Here is a 16,847-nt window from a genome sequence, read left to right as displayed (position 1 = left end):
ATGGGAGGCCGGTGCGGATGGGTCAGGTTCGGAAACTCCCGAGCGCGGTCGGCGGGGTCCGCCTTGGTGATGCGGTGACGATCTACCTGGCGACGATCACGGTCGCCAACACGAAAGCGACCTACAAGACGGCACTCGATCGCCTCGTCGCCGACTTCGGTGCCGACACCGATGTGGCGCTGCTGGGGTCGCAGCCGGATCGGGTGGCCGGCTGGTTCACCTTCGTATGGGGCGACAAGTCGGCCAAGACGTTCAACATCCGGTTGACCGCGCTGCAATCGGCGTGCACGTACTGGACCGAACAAGGCTGGCTGGCCAGCAATCCGCTGGTGCGGTTGAAGGCGCGGCCCGCACCAGCGGATACCAGCAAGGCACTCTCACGGGAGCGCGTCGCGCAGATCCTGGGATCGGATGCGCCGCTGCGCGAGCGGGTGCTGTGGCACATGCTCTACGAATCCTCCGCGCGCGCCGAAGAGGTACTGATGCTCGACGTGCCGGATCTGGACACGGTGAACCGGTGCGCGGTGGTAACCCGCAAGGGCGGAGCCCGTGACCGGATCGCGTGGCAGACCGGCACCGCGCGGCTGCTGCCGCGCATGCTCGCCGGGCGGCGCCGGGGCCCGGTGTTCGTGACCGACCGCAATGCCCGCCCCTCGGTGGCCAGCAACGACGTCGACCCGGTGACCGGGCGGGCTCGGTTGTCCTACCGGCGGGCGGCCGAGCTGTTCGAGACCCACACCGCCCATTACGACGATGGCCCCTACAAACTGCATCAATGGCGGCATTCCCGGCTCACGCACGCCGCCGAGGACGGCGCGTCGACGCCGGTGCTGATGAAGTTGAGCGGGCATACCTCGGTGCGCAGCCTGGCGAAATATGCTCGGGTGTCCGATGAAGGGCTGCTGAGGTTCCAGGCCGACAGTGACCCGGCCGCACGGCGACGGCCAGACCGCTGATCAGCGCCCGGTGGGTTGGCCCGAGCTGATCTCGGGATTTCTGTCGGAGGCACACCGCTTACTGGCGATCGAGGCCCCGCCCGTCTCCAATTCGATGGTGGGGGAATGGATTTCGATTGCAGGGGTTGAAGTCGATGAGCACGTATCCCGTTCGTCGCCGACACGGCGATCCGTTCTCGCATGGACTCGGCAACGCTGAGGTCGATCAGCGCGAATCTGTGGCCGGTGGACTGCCAAGGCTGTGGCCGGGCACTCGGCAGCGAGCCGCCCGCGCTGGTGATCGACGACATCGGCGTCTACGTTGCGGCCAGCCTGTTCCATCCGCGGTGCCGGTCCTCGGAGTGGAACGACAGCGGCTCCATCACCACGGCGCTCAAGGAATACCTGTCCTATCGGACGTTCAGTTGCCTGCTGCCGACAGAAGTGGCTGGTCGGCCCAGCGACCTGCCGTTCCTGTTCGTCAACCCGACACTCGAGCAGGTACATCTGAGAAATACTGGTGGGGCGCGGTGGGAGATCGCCACCGTGGCGCACTTCGGTGACTGCGGCTTAACCGGGATCGCGCAGAACAACCCGTCGCCGGACACACGGATGCTTCTCGACGGCGACGGCATCGCCCGGGTGCACTTGGACCGCAGCGGGCAGAGTTGGGAATTCGACTGCAACGTCCCGGGAATGGTCGCCCGGATACGCCAGCTGCGCGGTGCCGCGCTCGGCGTCACCACCGCCTACCTGCCCAACGAGCATTTCACCACCACCCACGGCATCGGGCGCGCACTCCAGAACAGCGACCTGGCCCTGGGCTGGATACCGCTGCGGTAGACCGGCGAACCGATTCATTCGTCGTCGTCCGGGGCATCCGGATCACGCAGCGGCCGATGCCTTCCGCCCAGGTCGGGCAGGTGGAAGCTGTAGTGACCATCCATCCGGATGTGACGGCGGATGAACGCCGACAGCCGCGCGGCGTCCTCGTCACGGACCGGATATCCCTGGGCGCGCAGCTCATTCAGAGCCCGGTCCAGGTACACCGAATTCCACAGCACGATGATGTTCAAAACGAGACCGAGCGCGTCCAGCTGGTCTTCCATACCATCGAGGTAGGCGCGGTGCATCTCGCCCTTGCGGCCGTGGAACACCGTGCGGCCTAGGTCGTGGCGGCCTTCCTGAAGATTGTCCTGCGCCTTGGCCTCTCGCCGATAGGGTTCGTCGTCGGCCAACCGCAGGATGTGCAGGGTCTTGAAGATCCGGCCGTAGTGGGCGATGGCCTGGCCGATGTGGGTGGGGTTACCGTCGCGGGAGATCATGCGCGTGACCTCGTGCGCGGGGACCTCACCACGGTTCATCGACACCGCCACCCGGCACATGTCCTCCCAATGGGTGCAGATCTTGTCCACATCGATGCGCCCCCGCGCGGCCTTGTCCAGGGGCCCGTAGTCGGCGGCAGGGTCGATGCGCCACAGCCGCCGATCGGGCAGGCTCTTCAGCTGCGGGCGATACTTGCGGCCCAGTAGATGCAGGAGCCCGAACACGATGTCCAAATTTATGTGGACAAATCAAGTCGGTCCTCCGTCAGCGTGTTGTCGGTGCTTTCGAGAGGCTGGTCCAGGTCGGTCAGCAGCTTCTCGATCCGTTTGGCGGTGCAGTCGTGGCGTTCGACCTCACGGTCCCAGCCGTGGGCGGTGGCGTCGGTGGCGAGGGTCTGTTCGACCTGGCGGCGGGCGCGTAGACGGGGGGCGTAGGCGGGTGTGGTGACGAATTTCGCGCAGGTCAGGTAGAGGTCGCACTCGTATGGGCCTTCCTGCGGCAGTCGAAGGCAGTGCCCGAGTTCGAGCTCGGTCTTGAAGAAATTCGTCTTCAGCCAGTCGACTGCTTCGTCGGGTAGCGCACCGGATTTCAGCTCATCTGCTGCTGGACCGGCGATGGTGGCGCCGGGTTCGGGGACAGCCTTGTAGTCGCGCAGAACCTCCTGGTCGCTGATCTGTGCGTAGACCAGCGCCATGCTGACGCTGGAATGCCCGAGGACTTTCATGATCGTGTGCAGCTTCGCGCCGCGCTCGGCGAGCTGTGTGCCGACCGTGTGCCGGAATCTGTGGGCGGTGACAGTGCCCTTGCCGGCACCGCCTCGGCCACCGGGGCGAACCAGCCCGATTGCCTTGCATGCCTGGTCGATCGGGGTGCCGAACAGGTAGTAGAGCGACAGCAGTTTGCCGTGCTGCATGAACAGGTATCGCACGGGCCGGCCGGTGAGCTCGTCGATCAATGGCCGCTCAGGGGCGTCGCGGCGCAGTTCGCGGCCGGTGTCGTCGGCATAGCGATCCAGACAGTCGATCGGCAGTCGCCGGATCTCGTCTCGTCGTGCGCCCGACCAGCGCGCGATCAACAGCGCGGCGCGTTGGAACGGGCAGGCGAGTTCGCTGATCACCGGCATCAGCCGGTCCAGCTCGTCGTCCGGGATGAACCGGGGAACTCTGATCGGGTTCTTCGGGAAGTCCCCGGCTCCGAGCAGACCGCGGCCAGGGACGTCGTCCCACTGCCAGGCGGCCGTGTCGCGGAAGAACTGGGACAGTCCGGAGCCGCGCTGGATACGGGAGGCGACACCGAGGGGCTTGCCGGTCGTGGCGGCGGGTTCCTCGGCGATGTGGCCCAGCCAGGCCAGGCAGTGGTCACGGGTCACCCCGGCCCACGAGACGACGTCCGGGTGCTGTTCGCCGAGCCACTCGCCGAAGCGGCGGACAGCGAGCTCCAGTTTGCCGACCGTCGAGGGCCGGTCGGTGAGGCGTCGCGCGGCCAACCACCTTTCTGCGACGACCTGCATCCGCGGCGGCAGCTCCAGCGGCGGCTTCCACGACGGCATCTTCTTGCGGGGTTCGGTGGCGAGCTGGCCGCGGTGGAACAGCACGACCTGGAGCTGGTGAAGGTGGGTGATCCACTGTTTGGACGCGTTGTCGCGGTAGCGCTCCCGCGATGGGTAGAAGTACCGCAGATCCTCACGCTCGCTGAAACGGCGCACCGCGTCCAGTGCCTCCGCGATGTGCTGCTCGGTGATCGCTGTCGCGTCGAGAAGCCCTGTGTGAAGGGCGATTCGGCTCACTGTCCAGTGCATCGCCTGTCGGGACGATTCCCGGTTGAAGCCCAACGCGACGGCCTCGTCGATGAGGGCGTCGGTGCCCATGTCGATGCCCATCTTGGTGGCGGGGTCGATGACGCGCAGCCGCCCGGCGCCGAACATCCAGGGGTAGTCGAACACGGCGTATCCGCGGAAGGCCAGGAACAGCAGATACGGGCGTGCCCGGAAAGAAAGCGGGTGGGACGGATTGTCGTGCGTTTCGCCCGGCAGTCTGCCCACCCGCTCCACCAGCGGCGCGGCGTACCAATCGCTCAGATGCGGGTAGCACTCGACGAATTGCCGGTAGTAGCGCAGCTTGTCGTTGCGGTAGGAGGAATGAATGTCCTGAGACCGCACGTAGTCGACATACTCGGCTTCTGGGCAGTGGCGACCCGTTCGCAGGCTGAACGTCGGCGCTTCGGCGGTGACGAAGGCGGCGGCAGAAACATGCCCGGCCCTCACCGGGCGCTTCCTGTGGTGCCGCCGAGATTGCCGAGGGCGCGGTTGTATTCGGCGACCACGGCCGGATCGGAGACACGGGTGTAGATCCGTGTCGACTCGGGGTTGGCGTGGCCGAGGCGCTTTTGCAGTGCGAGCTCCCGCATGCCGCCGTCCCACATGCGGGTCGCATGGGTGTGCCGGCAGGCGTGCTGAGTCACCCACGGTTCCCGAACCCCCGCACGGGTGCAGGCGCGGGTGAACATCCGCACCAGGCCGTCGTATGACAGGGCCTCCAGCCGTCGACGACCGCGACCGCCGACGAGGAACACGATCGCGGTGTCGGCGCCGGAGGGGCGTTCGCTCATCACGTAGGCGCTCACCGCCGCCAGGGCCTCGGGTTCGTGCAGGTCCACGACGCGCTCGGTCCGCGACTTCGACCTGGCTCTCTTGGGGTGGTCTTGGCGGTGGCGGATCACGACGCGCCTCCGTCCGTAGGCGATGTCATCCAGGTGCAGCCCGAGCACCTCGCCGGGACGCAGGCCACCCTGGAGCATCAACAACACGATCGCGCGGTCTCTCACATTGCGCAGCTGCCCCAGCAACGCGGCGACCTTCTCGTCGTCGATGGGCCGTGGCGTGCGCTGCACGGTCTTCACCCGCACGGCACGCCGCACCGGCCGCTGGCGGCTCGCGCGGCCCATGAACGGCCGGTGTCGCTCCGACACCCGCGCGAGCGCGGGATCGGGCCGTTTCTCGATCGGGTTCGCGCCGTCGAGCAGGCCCGCGAGGATGGCGTACTCGTAGAACGACGACGTCGCCGCCAGAATCCTGTTGACCGTCGTGGCGGCGAGCTTCGTCGCCGGGCCGTTCTTGTCGATCGTGGCCACCGTCAGCGTCATCCGTTGCCGAGGCCGCCGCGATGGCACTGAACGCAGGTGCTCCAGCAGCGGGATCGCGTCACGCGGGCCGAACCGCTCCCAGCTCAGATCGTTCGCGGCGAAGAACCGCCATAGATGGCGAAGATCGTAGGCGTAGGAGACCAACGTGTTGGGCGAGCAGTCCCGCGCCGCCAGGAACCGCAGGAACCCCGAGACCACCTCGATCGGCTTGCCGCCGTCGTCGAGAAGCTCGACCTGGCACTTGCTGTCGATCTGTTGATGCGAAACCCGCACGGACACCTCCGAATCCGTCCCGGCCGACCGCCGGACCATCCGGTAGTTCGTAGCCGTGGGACGTGAGGTGTCCAGGTAACAATATACGACCCGTTGTCGGAAATGATGTCGTCGGGAACCTTGCTGCCCTCGGGTTGCCGCAGGATCACGTCGATGACGTTGAGCGAGTCGCGGGGCGTGCCCGACACCACCATCGCGTTCAGCCCGGCCGCCTGGTCCGAGAGCATATTGAGCCAGGTTGCGCCGCGTTTCGGCCCGAAATACTTTCGGTTGGGTCTGGCGTGAATGGTCTGGACCGGGACGACGAACCGCATCCCGTCCACCGAGGCGACACAGCCACCGCCCCACAACCCGACCAGCGGCACATCGGCTTGTGCGTTGACCAGCACCGTGTTCGCAGCGGCCATCGTCTCCGCGCGCAGATAATGCTGATCGACATGACGCAGCCGGTCGCGGGTCAGCGCGTCGGAGCCGGGCGTGGTCACCGGGACCAGGCCGACGTTCATGGCCTGGCTGCACAGCACCGCCGCCACCGACACCCCCAGATCGGCGACCCGGGCGCTGGTACCGGCGACATGGGTGAACGACTCGGCGAACTCCGGAAGCCACGACATCACTTCGAGGACCATTTCCGGGAGATCCACCCGCGGCATCATCGCCGCGGTGCGGCGGCGCAGATCGACCAGACTCGGCGGGTCCGGCGTCGCTGACAACACCGCCACGTGCAGTTTCCCGTCCTCGTCCACCGACGCCGACGCGTCCTCACCCAGATGCGCGGCGAGCTCCCGGTAGGAACCGTCGAGGCTTTGGGCCAACTCGTCCAGCATCTCGCGCGGATTGCCCGGCAGCCCGAGAGCGTTCATGCCCCGGTCCCGGGCCTCCTCCCACGCCATCCCGGACAGCAGGTGCGCGCGGGGGTCACGCCATTTGGAGGAATGCTCAGCGAAGATGTTGCGGTGCTTGAGATGCCGATGGAACTGCTCGAGCACGCACAGGGTGTAGGCGCGGCGGTCCACGGTCTGCTCCGGCCGCTCCAGCGGGTACACCAGGCGCTGCCAGCCACCGGCAACCAGGTCGTGATCCACGCGCCGGGCGTCGAGCCACCGCGCCGGTAACCCGCCCCGGCCACTACGCTGCGGGGCGATCATCTCCGCCAGCGCCACAACCGCTTTGAGCACCGGCGCGGCGTCGGCGGTAGCGCCGAACTCGATGTGGCGCATCATCGCGGGCAGGAACCCGCGCACCGTCGCGTACCGGTTGGCCAGCTCCTTGAGCCGTTGGGAGTCGCACTCCGGATCAGCTTGCGGCACAAGCTCATCGATCGCCGCGAGCGCGGCCCGCAACTCGGCCTTGGACACGGTGTTCTCGATCAGATCCCACACCAGTTCCAGGGACAGCTCCGGTTCGGCCTCGCTCATCTCCAGCAGCACCCGCACCGCCTGGGCCAGCTTGCCGGCGTTGCGGCTCACCCGCGGGTAGCGCTTGAGCTTCTCGTCCTTGGACTGATGTTCGGCCTTGGCCATCAAGTCGGTGACCATCAGCAGATCGAACAACTCGAGCACGTCATCGCCACTACGGCTCCAGCACCGGTTGATCCACAGCCCAGAGCCACGACCCGTCCGGCTGCCGGCGGGCAATCTCGACACTCACCTGACCGGTGGGCAGTGTGGATGCGGTCAGTGCCAGGTCGCCACTCACCAGTGCCGGATGCTGCTTACTCGGTGGCATCTCCGGGGCGGCCGCGACGAGCTGCTCGAAAACCTTGCGGATCTCCGCATGGCCGGTCGAGACAGCGCCCGGTGGGAACGCCAGCACGGCGGTGGGTTCGTACAACGACACCAGCCCGTCGATGTCGCCAGCGTTGACATACTCGACGAGGTACCGGGCCAGGTCGTTCGGCTCGGTGGCCACCTTCTTGTTCGTCATATCAGTAAGGCTCCTAACGAATATCGGTATTCATGTGCGATGAATGTGCGTGTTCCGGCCGAAAGTCCCCTATGCGGCCGACGGTCGGGCCCGCACGGACACCTTCGCGTTCTGCCGGGTTTCAGGCTGTCAGCTCCCCCGTTGTGACAGCGTGAGGACACACGCGAAGGCGTCCGTGCCGTCGACCACTCCGGGCGGTGTGGTCGGTGATTCCTGCCCGACGATGGTTCGCAGAACCCGCTGGGTGACATCGGGAGCCGGTTGATAGGGCAGGCCCAAGGCATGGGCGATGTCCCAGGTGTGAATGACCGTGGCGCGAATCTGCTCCTCGTAGAGCTCCGCGATGTCGAACTCTCCCGCGAACCCCGCCACCCGGCAGCGCCGGTCGAGGTCAGTCGCGGCAGCGAAGGCGTTCTCCACGAGCCGGGCGGTTCGCCGATAGCCCGCCTCAAGTCCGGCACCGCCGTGGAAGTGGAAATTGGCCGTCCGGGTGCCCAGAGCTGTTCGATCGTCCGGTCCGAGCACCTGCTCACGCTGCACCGCCTCGCCGGTAATGGCCGCGGCGACGCCGATGTTCCGGTCCACGAGGTGCAGATAAAGGTCACCCACGTCCCGGGTGGAGTGTGGGACCGGACATCCGAGGTCACCGTGCGTGACCTCGGAAAGGAAAGAAGCCAAGTCTTCGGTCAGGGCGTACAGCATGGATACATCCACAGCGCGTTCTCGCTTCCATCGTCGTCGGTCTCCGCACCCGGTCGAGGCCAGAGTCGGGATCGTGGGGATTCCCGGGCCGCGTTCGGGTCGGGGATACTGAACGTGCCGAGCCCAGGCACGCTCGATCATACTCTACCGCGGTAGATGATACACGGAAGGACGTTCATGTCGGAGGAGGGTGAAGCGGGGGATGAGCCGGATCTGGCCGCGCTGATATTTCGGGTGCTGCCACAGTTGGCGGCGCTGGAGGAGCCGATCCTGCAAGGGGCGAAACTGTCGATGTGGGAGTACGCGATTCTGACCGAGCTGGCATCGGCGGAGGTCGTATCCCAGGTCCAGCTGTCGCACCGCACCCGTCGCGACCCCACCCGACTGGGCAGGCATCTGGACGATCTGGCCGCGCGCGGCCTGGTCGTTCGCGCCCGTGCGAGTAATCGACGTCAGCGCACGGTCCGCTTGACCGACAACGGGAATGTTCTGTTCGCGAGAGTCAAGAAGCGCGTCCGGGCCGCGGAGGACGAACTCCTCCACTCGATCCTCACCACCGGGGAGGCCGCCGACTTCAGGCATCTACTCACCCGGCTCGCGACGCCCGGTACTTCGACTGGCAACACATGATCGCGTCAGGCCAGTAGGTGTCCGTCGTCCGGTGACCGGACCCCCGAATAGTCCGGCAACGGATACTCTCCTCTCGTGCCGATGAGCCGGGTGAGAAATGTGCGGACGGGGCGCAGCGGTCCTGACACGACCAATCGGAGGACGGCGAGCCGGAGCGCCAGCGCGCGACGGGTTCTGGGCAGGAGTAGCCGCACGGTGACCTCGGTTCCCTTCTGCACCTGGGTCGCCAGCGGCCGCATCAGTTTCTCGTAGCGTTCGAACGCGCGCGTGAAATCATCTGGTGTCGTGGCGATCTCACCAGCGAGCAGATAGGCACCGACGACGGCGAGGGTGGTACCCATCCCGGTCATCGGGGATCCACAGTATGCGGCGTCGCCGAGCAGCACCACCCGGCCTCGTGACCACTTCGGCATCCGGACTCGGATCATCTCGTCGAAGTAGAAGTCGGGGGCCTCGGACATGGCGTCCAGAATTGCGGGAACCACCCAGCCGCACCCGGCCAGCCGCTCGCGAATCAACTGCTGCTGCTTCGCGACATCACCCCGGAGGCCGGCGTCGGCGGGCATACGGATGTTGACGATCGCCGTCGATGCCGCAGGATCTCGCTCGGGACGCATCCCGACCGCATTGCCGGGTACCGGATAAACCCCGCCCCATGCGGTCTCCAGCCTCGTCTCGGGCGGAGTGGGCATCGTGAAGAATCCGACGTAGGCGCCGAGGTATTCAGTGAACCGCTCGTGTGGGCCGAACACTCGTTTACGCAGGTCCGAATGCAGACCGTCGGCGCCGATCACGAGATCGAAGCTGTCCACGGCGCCGGACGCGAAGCGGACCTTCACCGCTTCCAAGTCCTGGTTCAGATCTTCCACCCACTCGCTGTACCGATAGTAGAGCACGCCCGATTCGTCTGGGAGCGAGGAGATTGCGTCGCGAAGCACCCGGTTGAGATCGCCGCGGTTGAGTTCGACGTCGGCGAGGAACCGGTCGCCACCGAAATCTTCGCTGGACATCCGGGCCATCGTGCGGCCGCGCTCATCGACCACCACCATGCCGCGTTCGTCGAGCCGACATTGCTGGATGCCCGGCATCAGACCCATCAGTTCCGCCGCCCTGCGGCCTGCCCCACGCAGCGAAACGCCTTGACCACCAGGCCGCGGTCCGGGAGCGCGTTCGACAACGGTGACGTCCACCCCCGCGCGCAGCAATTGCAGGGCAACCGAATTGCCCGCGATGCCGCCCCCGCAGACCAGCACGTGAACCGATCGAGGCACAGTGACTTCCCCTCCATCCCGCAACGCCATCAGCGGAATCAGTCTTCCAGTGATCCTCGCATCGGCACAACCCTGCGGTTGTCACACGAATCAACCATGGGATCTGCCGTCGATCATGGCTATTATGCTCGGATCTCCGCATCGCAACGGTCTGGCAAGGAACGAAAAAGTTTGTCGCAAAGTGTCTTACGCTGGTCGTCGGCAAATGGGGGCTGAACATCGCATCGGCCGCTCCGCTCGGCCGGGATCTGCACACCAGGGGCGGGATGTGCGCACGACCGACGGGCGCCGACGGCGGTCGAACCGTCATGTGGCACAAGCCACGCCGATGCGCCGGTCGCCGACGTCCTGGCAGGTTCGCTTCTACATACTGGTGAATTAGCGCTCCGGTGTTTCGATCGACGTGTTCGGCCTGATTCTTGGTTACAGGCAATCCGATCTTCGAGTGTTGACAGACGCTGATGGTCGAGGTAGATCTTGTTGTGCATAGAGCAATCTGGTGCGTAAGCAGAACTTGAAATATTCGAGATCGGGAGGGGCTTGGGATCATAGGAGCTTGAGCGATCTGCATCTATCCATCATGCCCATTTGTTAATCGGCTGGACTTCATTTGATCTCGCAGGTATGGCTGATGTGTGCAAATAGCACTATTCGCAAGGTGCTGATGCGTTACCGGCTCTACTGCGGGGCTTGTTCTCAATGATATTCAGAGTTTGTGCAAGCAGGATGTGAGTGGGGGAACCCGAGGAAGCTCGGGCTGTATCGACGAGTGTTGCTTGTCCTCCTAATCGTCATCAGGACCGTGTCCTCACTCGAATTCTATCGACTCGGTTGGTGACTTATGAATACGGCTCAAAGCCGTTAATCGTGGATAGCGCGGCGTGAAGCCATTTCAGTCCATTGCAGTCAGATCGATCATGATCCGACTCTCGTGAGTCCGTCATTGTTCGTGTCGGAACAGTGACGGTAATCGATTCGTCATAAGTTCTTTAGATTTAGGGGAGGCGATTGATGAAGCCGAATTGGTCCTATGGTCTTGGTGAACTGTTCGACCGCAGAAGTGACTCTGGCAAACCGATGACATTTAAACTCTCCCGCCCCTTGGACATCGACAGGGAAAAACGGTCGAGTCTTGATCTGCCAGCCCTCACGTCCCTGGTCAGAGACGCTGCGGGAGTGCTGGACGAACTCGGCGTGAAACCCGGTGATCGGGTGGTCGTCTACAAGGCAAATCATTTCGACTGCATCCTGCTGGCGGCGGCGATCGCCAGGACAGGCGCTATTCCCGTCATGCTCTCGGGACTGCTTCGCAAGGAAGCGGTACACGGTCTCATCCGGCGCGTCGAACCCGCTCTTGTCATCAGTGATACGGGCCGTATCGAACGCGTGGAAATATCGCCCGAAAAGTTCCCGGATCTCGAAGGCGGAATTGTCAGCCTGGACGGTGTCGCACCGCATTCTCGGAGCTTCCACGAAGTTGTTGCGAAGCCGTATTCGAAAGTCGTGCACCGACCGGACGATGAGCTTCTCATGCTGACGCACACCTCGGGAACCACCGGATTGCCGAAGCTTGTCATGTTCCCTCCTGCGACAATTCAGAAGCAGATGGCCCGCCTGGAATGCCGGCACTTTCCACCGCTGACATTCCGCAGGAATGATGTCGTCGCGATGTTCACTCCGTATGTCCACGCCCGTGCCTTCACGTGGATATATTCGGTCCTGACGCTGTCGCCGGCAACGGTTCTGGTTATGGACGACAATGCGCCGGACATGGTAGACCGTATGTTCCGAGCCAACAAGCCGACATTCATGGAAGCGCTTCCCATCGACTACACGTCGATGGAACCGCTGCTCCGCACTGGCGCCAGTAATCCGTTTTCGGAGGTCCGGGTGTTCGTCGGAAACTTCGATGCGGTGCGGTGGCCGGTCATCCGGCGCTACCTGAATGCTTCCCGGCACCCGTTCCCGCTCTGGCGCGAAGGTTACGGTCAGTCCGAGACCGGCGGTATGGGGATGACCGTGATATCGCGGCGGGCGGCGAACCGCCCACGCGACCACAAACCGGGACCGCGCGTCGTCGGGCGTCCGATGCCAGGGTTCGTCGAGTTGAAGGTGGTGGACCCGAAGACATTCGCTCCCCTCGGCCGGGGGCGTCCGGGGTTGATTCTCGCCAAGACCAAGGCCAGATGTGCCGGGTACTACGGAGAACCGGAGCGTTGGAAGGAAAAGGTCGTCGGCGACTGGTGGAATACCGGTGACCTCGGAATCTTGACCAGAACGGGCGCACTGAAGGTTATCGACCGGGAGGTGAATTCTTCGTCGGGAATGGGTTGGCTCGAGTTCGAGGACACGCTCGTGGACCGGCTCGCCGAAGGTACCGACGTCGCCCTACTTCCTCGGCGCGACGGACCGCCACTGCCGATCGTTGCGACACGTGACGGACGACTGGACGACGACGATTGGGTGCGAGCACGCACCGGACTGCCTGAATTGTCGACGCCGGTGGTGATCAAGGCAAGTGACATGCCGCGGACAGCGACCGGCAAGATCGTTCGCGAAAACCTGCGCAGGGACTTCCTCGACACCACCATCGCTCCGGGATCGGGGCGCTGGACATGACCGAGACCGTCGGCATCGAGCGAAACGGTTTCACTGTCGAGCCTTTCACCGCCGCATGTCATGACGTATGGGAATCACGTAGCCACGTCGTGTTCGGCGTGAGCCCCGGCAACAGTTACTTCAACGTGGATCGATTGCGGGAGATTCTCAAGTGGCTGACCGCCGAGTTCCGGCGAATCGACGTGGTCATCCCTGATGAGTCGCTCGAACATACGTTCCGGGCACTGGGGTACGGCCCCGACAAAGCGACCAAGAAGGCGCGCGCGGAGACGAATGTCCTCCGGAATCGAGTAATTCGTGCTTGGGAGGCCGTTGGTGGTCTGCGGAGCTGCGACGGGCTGCATCGGATGTCCGAGCTATCCGCCGAGCCGGTATATGCGGAAAGTCTGGAACACTGTGCCCAGCAAGTCAATTCGGATACCGTGTTGCGCGCGGCATGTGACGAGACGACCAGACATGTACTCGCTGCCAAGGGTTTGCACGAAGAACCCGCAGCCGATCAAATCGATGAAGCGATGAAGTACCTGATCGCGGAACTCCCGTTCTTCGTTTCGTCGCGCTGGATATTCGATGTCGACACCTCGCTGAATTTCTATCATCAGCTGCTCCCGCTGGCGAATGTCATATTCGCCGGGAAGAGCCTGCTGAAACCCGAGGATGGACAGGGCTACGCCACCATCCGTATGACGAGTGCGCTGGTCGGATAGCCACGCTCTCGAAAATTTCGAATACGCTACCACAGGAAGGCGACAATGTCGGAAAATGTCGATCAGTACGATCAGATTGCTGCGAGCTTCGATGAGATAGAAGCGGTGATTCGCTTCGTCAGGGAAAATCTCGATTGGCCGTCGTTCCAGCGCGCGCTCGGCCCATTGGACGATCTCCGGGTGCTCGACGTGGGTTGCGGCGAAGGTGGATTCACGCGGCGTATCAAGGAACTCGGTGCGAAAGAGGTGGTGGGCACCGATCTCTCGGCCGGGATGATCGCGCTGGCCAAGCAGACCGAGGCTCGCGATCCGCGTGGTATCACGTACCACGTGTACGACCTCGGAGCCATGCCGGTTCTTGCGGAATTCGACGTCGTCACCGCCATACACGTTCTGCACTACGCGGACAGTCGGGCGGCGATGGCAACCATGGCGAAGGTCATGTACGCCAATCTCGCTCCGGGTGGCCGGCTGGTGGCGCTGAGTGGAAACGCGGATTCCAGTGCAGAATCGCAGGAAGCGGCGGGTTTCATCAACTCTCGGCCCGCCGATGCGCGCGAAGGTGACAAGTTCACAGTAGCGGTGATGACGAACCCGCCGACCGAGATCGAAGTGCATCACTGGCCTACCGAGACCATCGTGAACGTGCTCCGCGAGGCCGGTTTCGTCGACGTGCAGTGGGCACCAGTGACGATCGGGGATTCCGTCGCTCCCGAGGATCTCGACCGCGCATTGCGCTGTGCCGCTGATCCCACGAGCCTCATCATGACCGCTACCAAACACTGACCGGCGCCCCCGCAGGCGATTGGGCGCGGCGCGCACAATCGGTGTTCAACTGTGAACTTTACCGATTCGCGCCGCGGCGGTTAACATGCAGGACCCCTGCGAAGTCGTGATTGAGGGTGTGAGCTGGGGTTACGGCGTGTCGTTGGGCAGGCACGGCTGGTTGGGCGGTGATGATCAAGACGCCAATCACGATTGGCACTGAAAGCCGTTGCCGTGCCTGCGTGGTCATCATCTTCGTCCCTGCAATCCGAGATCAGTGTCATAGCCCCACTGTTCAGAAATCCACTCCGGATCCGCGCGTTGCAGGGCAGCGACGGCCTTCTTCAGCGTCGCTCATACCAGGAGTTCCGCCATCGGCCAGGTCATTGCAGATAAGACCGCACGCCGCGGCGCTACTTGAAGTGGTGCACGCACGCCAGCCGCTGCGGGTCCGTGCAGTGTCCGGGGGCGCGGTGGTTGCTCAAGGCCACCACGACATCGGAGCGGACCGCGACAATCTTGCGAGGAAGTCTGCATCGCCACCGCTGACCTACTGACACTCGTGCAGCGGATCCCTTCGATGCAGAAACACATCGACAAAAAACTCGTGACCCTCGCCGACCTCCGCCCCGCTGAACAGGACTCCGAAGATCACTGAAGGCGACTTCGCAACCTGACACATAGTGTCAATATGGCCCATAGTCCCCATATGGGTAGACGCCTATAAGCGTCCTTGTAGTGTGATCTCTCCGCACTGACCAGCGACAACCCGGCCGAAATCGGTGAGTCGGCGTACAAGAGACGCGATGATCGAGGGTATGGGTGAGCCCAGGGGTCCGACAATGCATCACGCAACCGTGCTGGACGTTGCCGGAGAGATGATCAACCGCGTGAAGGACACCGATCCGGGCGATACGGAAGCTGCGCTGTTCGCCGGGTGGGAGGGGCTGCGATTGATGCTCGTGCTGGATTTTCTGCTCGAACAGCAGATTGCGCTGGTCGATCGGCTTCCGTTCCCGGGATTCATCTGGCAGCCCAGTGTATGCCGACCCAAGCTCGATATCGCGATGTGCTGGTCGGATCGGCCTCGACACTGCTCGCAATGTTCTGGCGGGCAACCGCGACGCCGGGTACCGGCGCGGTCCTGCTTCTGGACTGGCTGACTCGCTATTCGGCACCAGCCGATAGCGCCACCACGGACGACGGGGGTTGCGATCCTCGGCCACCCGTGAGGGTGGCCGCCACCGGCGATGACGCCGAGCTGTATCGCGGCGGCGTCGTTGCGATCCTCGGCCACCCGTGAGGGTGGCCGCCACTTCGCCAGTCCGCAGGTGATCGTCGACCCGGATAGCGTTGCGATCCTCGGCCACCCGTGAGGGTGGCCGCCACCCGGCGTCCGTTCGAGTGCTTCGATAACGACCTGAAGCGTTGCGATCCTCGGCCACCCGTGAGGGTGGCCGCCACAGCACCGCAATCAGGGTTGAGGCAGTAGCCGGAGTTGCGATCCTCGGCCACCCGTGAGGGTGGCCGCCACGCCGGCGGCGTCCTCGACCTGAGCGTCGAAGATTTCGTTGCGATCCTCGGCCACCCGTGAGGGTGGCCGCCACTTCCGCCAGGAAGCGCATGCCTGCACCTAGCGTCTGTTGCGATCCTCGGCCACCCGTGAGGGTGGCCGCCACTGGTCCGGATCGCACACGATTTGGACACTTAGCGGTTGCGATCCTCGGCCACCCGTGAGGGTGGCCGCCACCGTTATACGGTTCGACTTTCGGGCGCGGCGCGCCTGGTTGCGATCCTCGGCCACCCGTGAGGGTGGCCGCCACGCCCCTTGTCGCGGTTCATCACGTACCCACCGGTCGCGTTGCGATCCTCGGCCACCCGTGAGGGTGGCCGCCACGGGGGTGTCGTGGATCGGGTGCCCGAATGTGGTGTTGTTGCGATCCTCGGCCACCCGTGAGGGTGGCCGCCACCATGTGATTTAGTGCAGTCTGTACCCCAAGCAAACAAGTTGCGATCCTCGGCCACCCGTGAGGGTGGCCGCCACGGTGCGTGAACTGGGCGGATGTCAATCCGGGTCGCGCGATAGGCATTGTTTCGTGTAGCTCGAATACGATAACCGCTGTTCGTCAGTTCGGAACCTCTCTGGGAATTCGTGTGCACTGGAGGTTCTTAGCTTCTGGCGTGTCAGAAGCCGCGTCGGTTTCTGTTGATGCGTATCAACCTTATCGGTCGGAGGCGTGCGCATTCCAGGATGCTGGGCGCAAGCGGGATGGTCATCGTCTTGGCGCCGGATGCCTGGCTCGTGATCAGTGCTGCGAAGGCTGAGGCTCATCTCAATGGGGGCTCATCTCAATGGGCTCGGCGGATTCCAGGGGTCGTCGCAACATTGCCTGGTTTCTTAGGCAGTGAGTAGATCACGAAGGCGCTCGGCTGGGGTATCCCAGCCGAGCGTTTTGCGTGGGCGGTCGTTGAGTTGCTGTGCAACGTGTTCGAGGTCTTCGTGACCGTGGACGCTTAGATCGCTGCCTTTCGGGAAGTATTGGCGTAGTTAG

General features: G+C 64.1%; 14 protein-coding genes, 1 pseudogene and 1 CRISPR repeat array. Of the genes and pseudogenes, 7 read left to right on the top strand and 8 right to left on the bottom strand.

Going from position 1 to position 16,847, the window contains the following annotated elements; genetic code table 11:
• The first annotated feature begins 17 nt into the window (after positions 1 to 17).
• A complete protein-coding gene (locus ACX4ZE_RS18260) occupies positions 18 to 956 on the top strand; it encodes a tyrosine-type recombinase/integrase (RefSeq protein ID WP_480274666.1) in 939 nt (312 codons plus the stop codon).
• A gap of 276 nt (positions 957 to 1,232) precedes the next feature.
• Positions 1,233 to 1,778 carry a hypothetical protein gene (locus ACX4ZE_RS18255; protein WP_480274665.1) on the top strand — a complete coding sequence of 182 codons (546 nt, stop codon included), beginning with the start codon at positions 1,233 to 1,235 and terminating at the stop codon, positions 1,776 to 1,778.
• A gap of 14 nt (positions 1,779 to 1,792) precedes the next feature.
• On the opposite strand, the gene ACX4ZE_RS18250 is transcribed toward ACX4ZE_RS18255, so the two are convergent.
• The 6 genes from ACX4ZE_RS18250 to ACX4ZE_RS18225 all read right to left on the bottom strand — a co-directional run bounded on the left by ACX4ZE_RS18250 (position 1,793) and on the right by ACX4ZE_RS18225 (position 8,303).
• Positions 1,793 to 2,485, bottom strand: coding sequence for a Tn3 family transposase (locus ACX4ZE_RS18250; RefSeq protein ID WP_480274664.1), 693 nt, complete (start codon positions 2,483 to 2,485; stop codon positions 1,793 to 1,795).
• 11 nt (positions 2,486 to 2,496) lie between these two features.
• Positions 2,497 to 4,524: a tyrosine-type recombinase/integrase gene (locus ACX4ZE_RS18245; protein WP_480274663.1), complete on the bottom strand. Its 2,028-nt coding sequence runs from the start codon at positions 4,522 to 4,524 to the stop codon at positions 2,497 to 2,499.
• Entirely contained in the window at positions 4,521 to 5,546 is a 1,026-nt protein-coding gene (locus tag ACX4ZE_RS18240) for a tyrosine-type recombinase/integrase (protein ID WP_480274662.1), read from the bottom strand. The genes ACX4ZE_RS18245 and ACX4ZE_RS18240 overlap by 4 nt, the downstream gene beginning before the upstream one ends.
• Positions 5,486 to 7,237: a Tn3 family transposase gene (locus ACX4ZE_RS18235; protein ID WP_480274661.1), complete on the bottom strand. Its 1,752-nt coding sequence runs from the start codon at positions 7,235 to 7,237 to the stop codon at positions 5,486 to 5,488. The genes ACX4ZE_RS18240 and ACX4ZE_RS18235 overlap by 61 nt, the downstream gene beginning before the upstream one ends.
• 10 nt (positions 7,238 to 7,247) lie before the next feature.
• Complete coding sequence (locus ACX4ZE_RS18230; protein ID WP_480274660.1) at positions 7,248 to 7,601, bottom strand: YybH family protein; 354 nt, start codon at positions 7,599 to 7,601, stop codon at positions 7,248 to 7,250.
• Between the two features lie 129 nt (positions 7,602 to 7,730).
• On the bottom strand, positions 7,731 to 8,303 hold the full coding sequence (locus ACX4ZE_RS18225; protein WP_480274659.1) for a maleylpyruvate isomerase N-terminal domain-containing protein: 573 nt from the start codon (positions 8,301 to 8,303) through the stop codon (positions 7,731 to 7,733).
• Between the two features lie 177 nt (positions 8,304 to 8,480).
• Here ACX4ZE_RS18225 and ACX4ZE_RS18220 point away from each other — a divergent pair, with 177 nt between their 5' ends.
• Positions 8,481 to 8,933, top strand: coding sequence for a MarR family winged helix-turn-helix transcriptional regulator (locus ACX4ZE_RS18220; RefSeq protein WP_480274658.1), 453 nt, complete (start codon positions 8,481 to 8,483; stop codon positions 8,931 to 8,933).
• Between the two features lie 5 nt (positions 8,934 to 8,938).
• Here ACX4ZE_RS18220 and ACX4ZE_RS18215 read toward each other — a convergent pair whose 3' ends face one another.
• Positions 8,939 to 10,204 carry an FAD-dependent oxidoreductase gene (locus ACX4ZE_RS18215; RefSeq protein WP_480274657.1) on the bottom strand — a complete coding sequence of 422 codons (1,266 nt, stop codon included), beginning with the start codon at positions 10,202 to 10,204 and terminating at the stop codon, positions 8,939 to 8,941.
• Between the two features lie 1,077 nt (positions 10,205 to 11,281).
• Between ACX4ZE_RS18215 and ACX4ZE_RS18210 the strand changes: the two genes are divergently transcribed.
• From ACX4ZE_RS18210 to ACX4ZE_RS18195, 4 genes are all read left to right on the top strand, one after another.
• The gene (locus ACX4ZE_RS18210) at positions 11,282 to 12,823 is read left to right on the top strand and encodes a class I adenylate-forming enzyme family protein (protein WP_480274656.1); all 1,542 of its coding nucleotides are present in this window, start codon (positions 11,282 to 11,284) and stop codon (positions 12,821 to 12,823) included.
• Positions 12,820 to 13,530, top strand: a complete 711-nt coding sequence (locus tag ACX4ZE_RS18205; protein WP_480274655.1) for a tRNA-dependent cyclodipeptide synthase — start codon at positions 12,820 to 12,822, stop codon at positions 13,528 to 13,530. Before ACX4ZE_RS18210 ends, ACX4ZE_RS18205 begins: the two co-directional genes overlap by 4 nt.
• A gap of 45 nt (positions 13,531 to 13,575) precedes the next feature.
• Entirely contained in the window at positions 13,576 to 14,316 is a 741-nt protein-coding gene (locus tag ACX4ZE_RS18200; RefSeq protein ID WP_480274654.1) for a class I SAM-dependent methyltransferase, read from the top strand.
• Between the two features lie 821 nt (positions 14,317 to 15,137).
• Positions 15,138 to 15,458, top strand: coding sequence for a hypothetical protein (locus ACX4ZE_RS18195; protein WP_480274653.1), 321 nt, complete (start codon positions 15,138 to 15,140; stop codon positions 15,456 to 15,458).
• Between the two features lie 45 nt (positions 15,459 to 15,503).
• A CRISPR array of direct repeats spans positions 15,504 to 16,339; the repeat unit is 37 nt; unit sequence GTTGCGATCCTCGGCCACCCGTGAGGGTGGCCGCCAC.
• 354 nt (positions 16,340 to 16,693) lie between these two features.
• On the opposite strand, the pseudogene ACX4ZE_RS18190 reads toward ACX4ZE_RS18195, so the two are convergent.
• Positions 16,694 to 16,843: pseudogene (locus ACX4ZE_RS18190) on the bottom strand (IS30 family transposase); the annotation flags it as partial.
• Positions 16,844 to 16,847 lie beyond the last annotated feature (4 nt).

Source organism: Nocardia sp. TBRC8007 (assembly GCF_056629435.1).
The sequence above is the reverse complement of the archived record's forward strand: the minus strand, read 5'-3'. Positions and strand labels throughout refer to the sequence as shown.

Excerpts from the sequence above, each read along its gene's own strand:
- ACX4ZE_RS18205 (WP_480274655.1), top strand. The coding sequence starts at position 12,820 with ATGACCGAGACCGTCGGCATCGAGCGAAACGGTTTCACTGTCGAGCCT.
- ACX4ZE_RS18230 (WP_480274660.1), bottom strand. The coding sequence starts at position 7,601 with ATGACGAACAAGAAGGTGGCCACCGAGCCGAACGACCTGGCCCGGTAC.
- ACX4ZE_RS18225 (WP_480274659.1), bottom strand. The coding sequence starts at position 8,303 with ATGCTGTACGCCCTGACCGAAGACTTGGCTTCTTTCCTTTCCGAGGTC.
- ACX4ZE_RS18260 (WP_480274666.1), top strand. The coding sequence starts at position 18 with ATGGGTCAGGTTCGGAAACTCCCGAGCGCGGTCGGCGGGGTCCGCCTT.
- ACX4ZE_RS18220 (WP_480274658.1), top strand. The coding sequence starts at position 8,481 with ATGTCGGAGGAGGGTGAAGCGGGGGATGAGCCGGATCTGGCCGCGCTG.
- ACX4ZE_RS18200 (WP_480274654.1), top strand. The coding sequence starts at position 13,576 with ATGTCGGAAAATGTCGATCAGTACGATCAGATTGCTGCGAGCTTCGAT.
- ACX4ZE_RS18195 (WP_480274653.1), top strand. The coding sequence starts at position 15,138 with ATGCATCACGCAACCGTGCTGGACGTTGCCGGAGAGATGATCAACCGC.
- ACX4ZE_RS18210 (WP_480274656.1), top strand. The coding sequence starts at position 11,282 with ATGACATTTAAACTCTCCCGCCCCTTGGACATCGACAGGGAAAAACGG.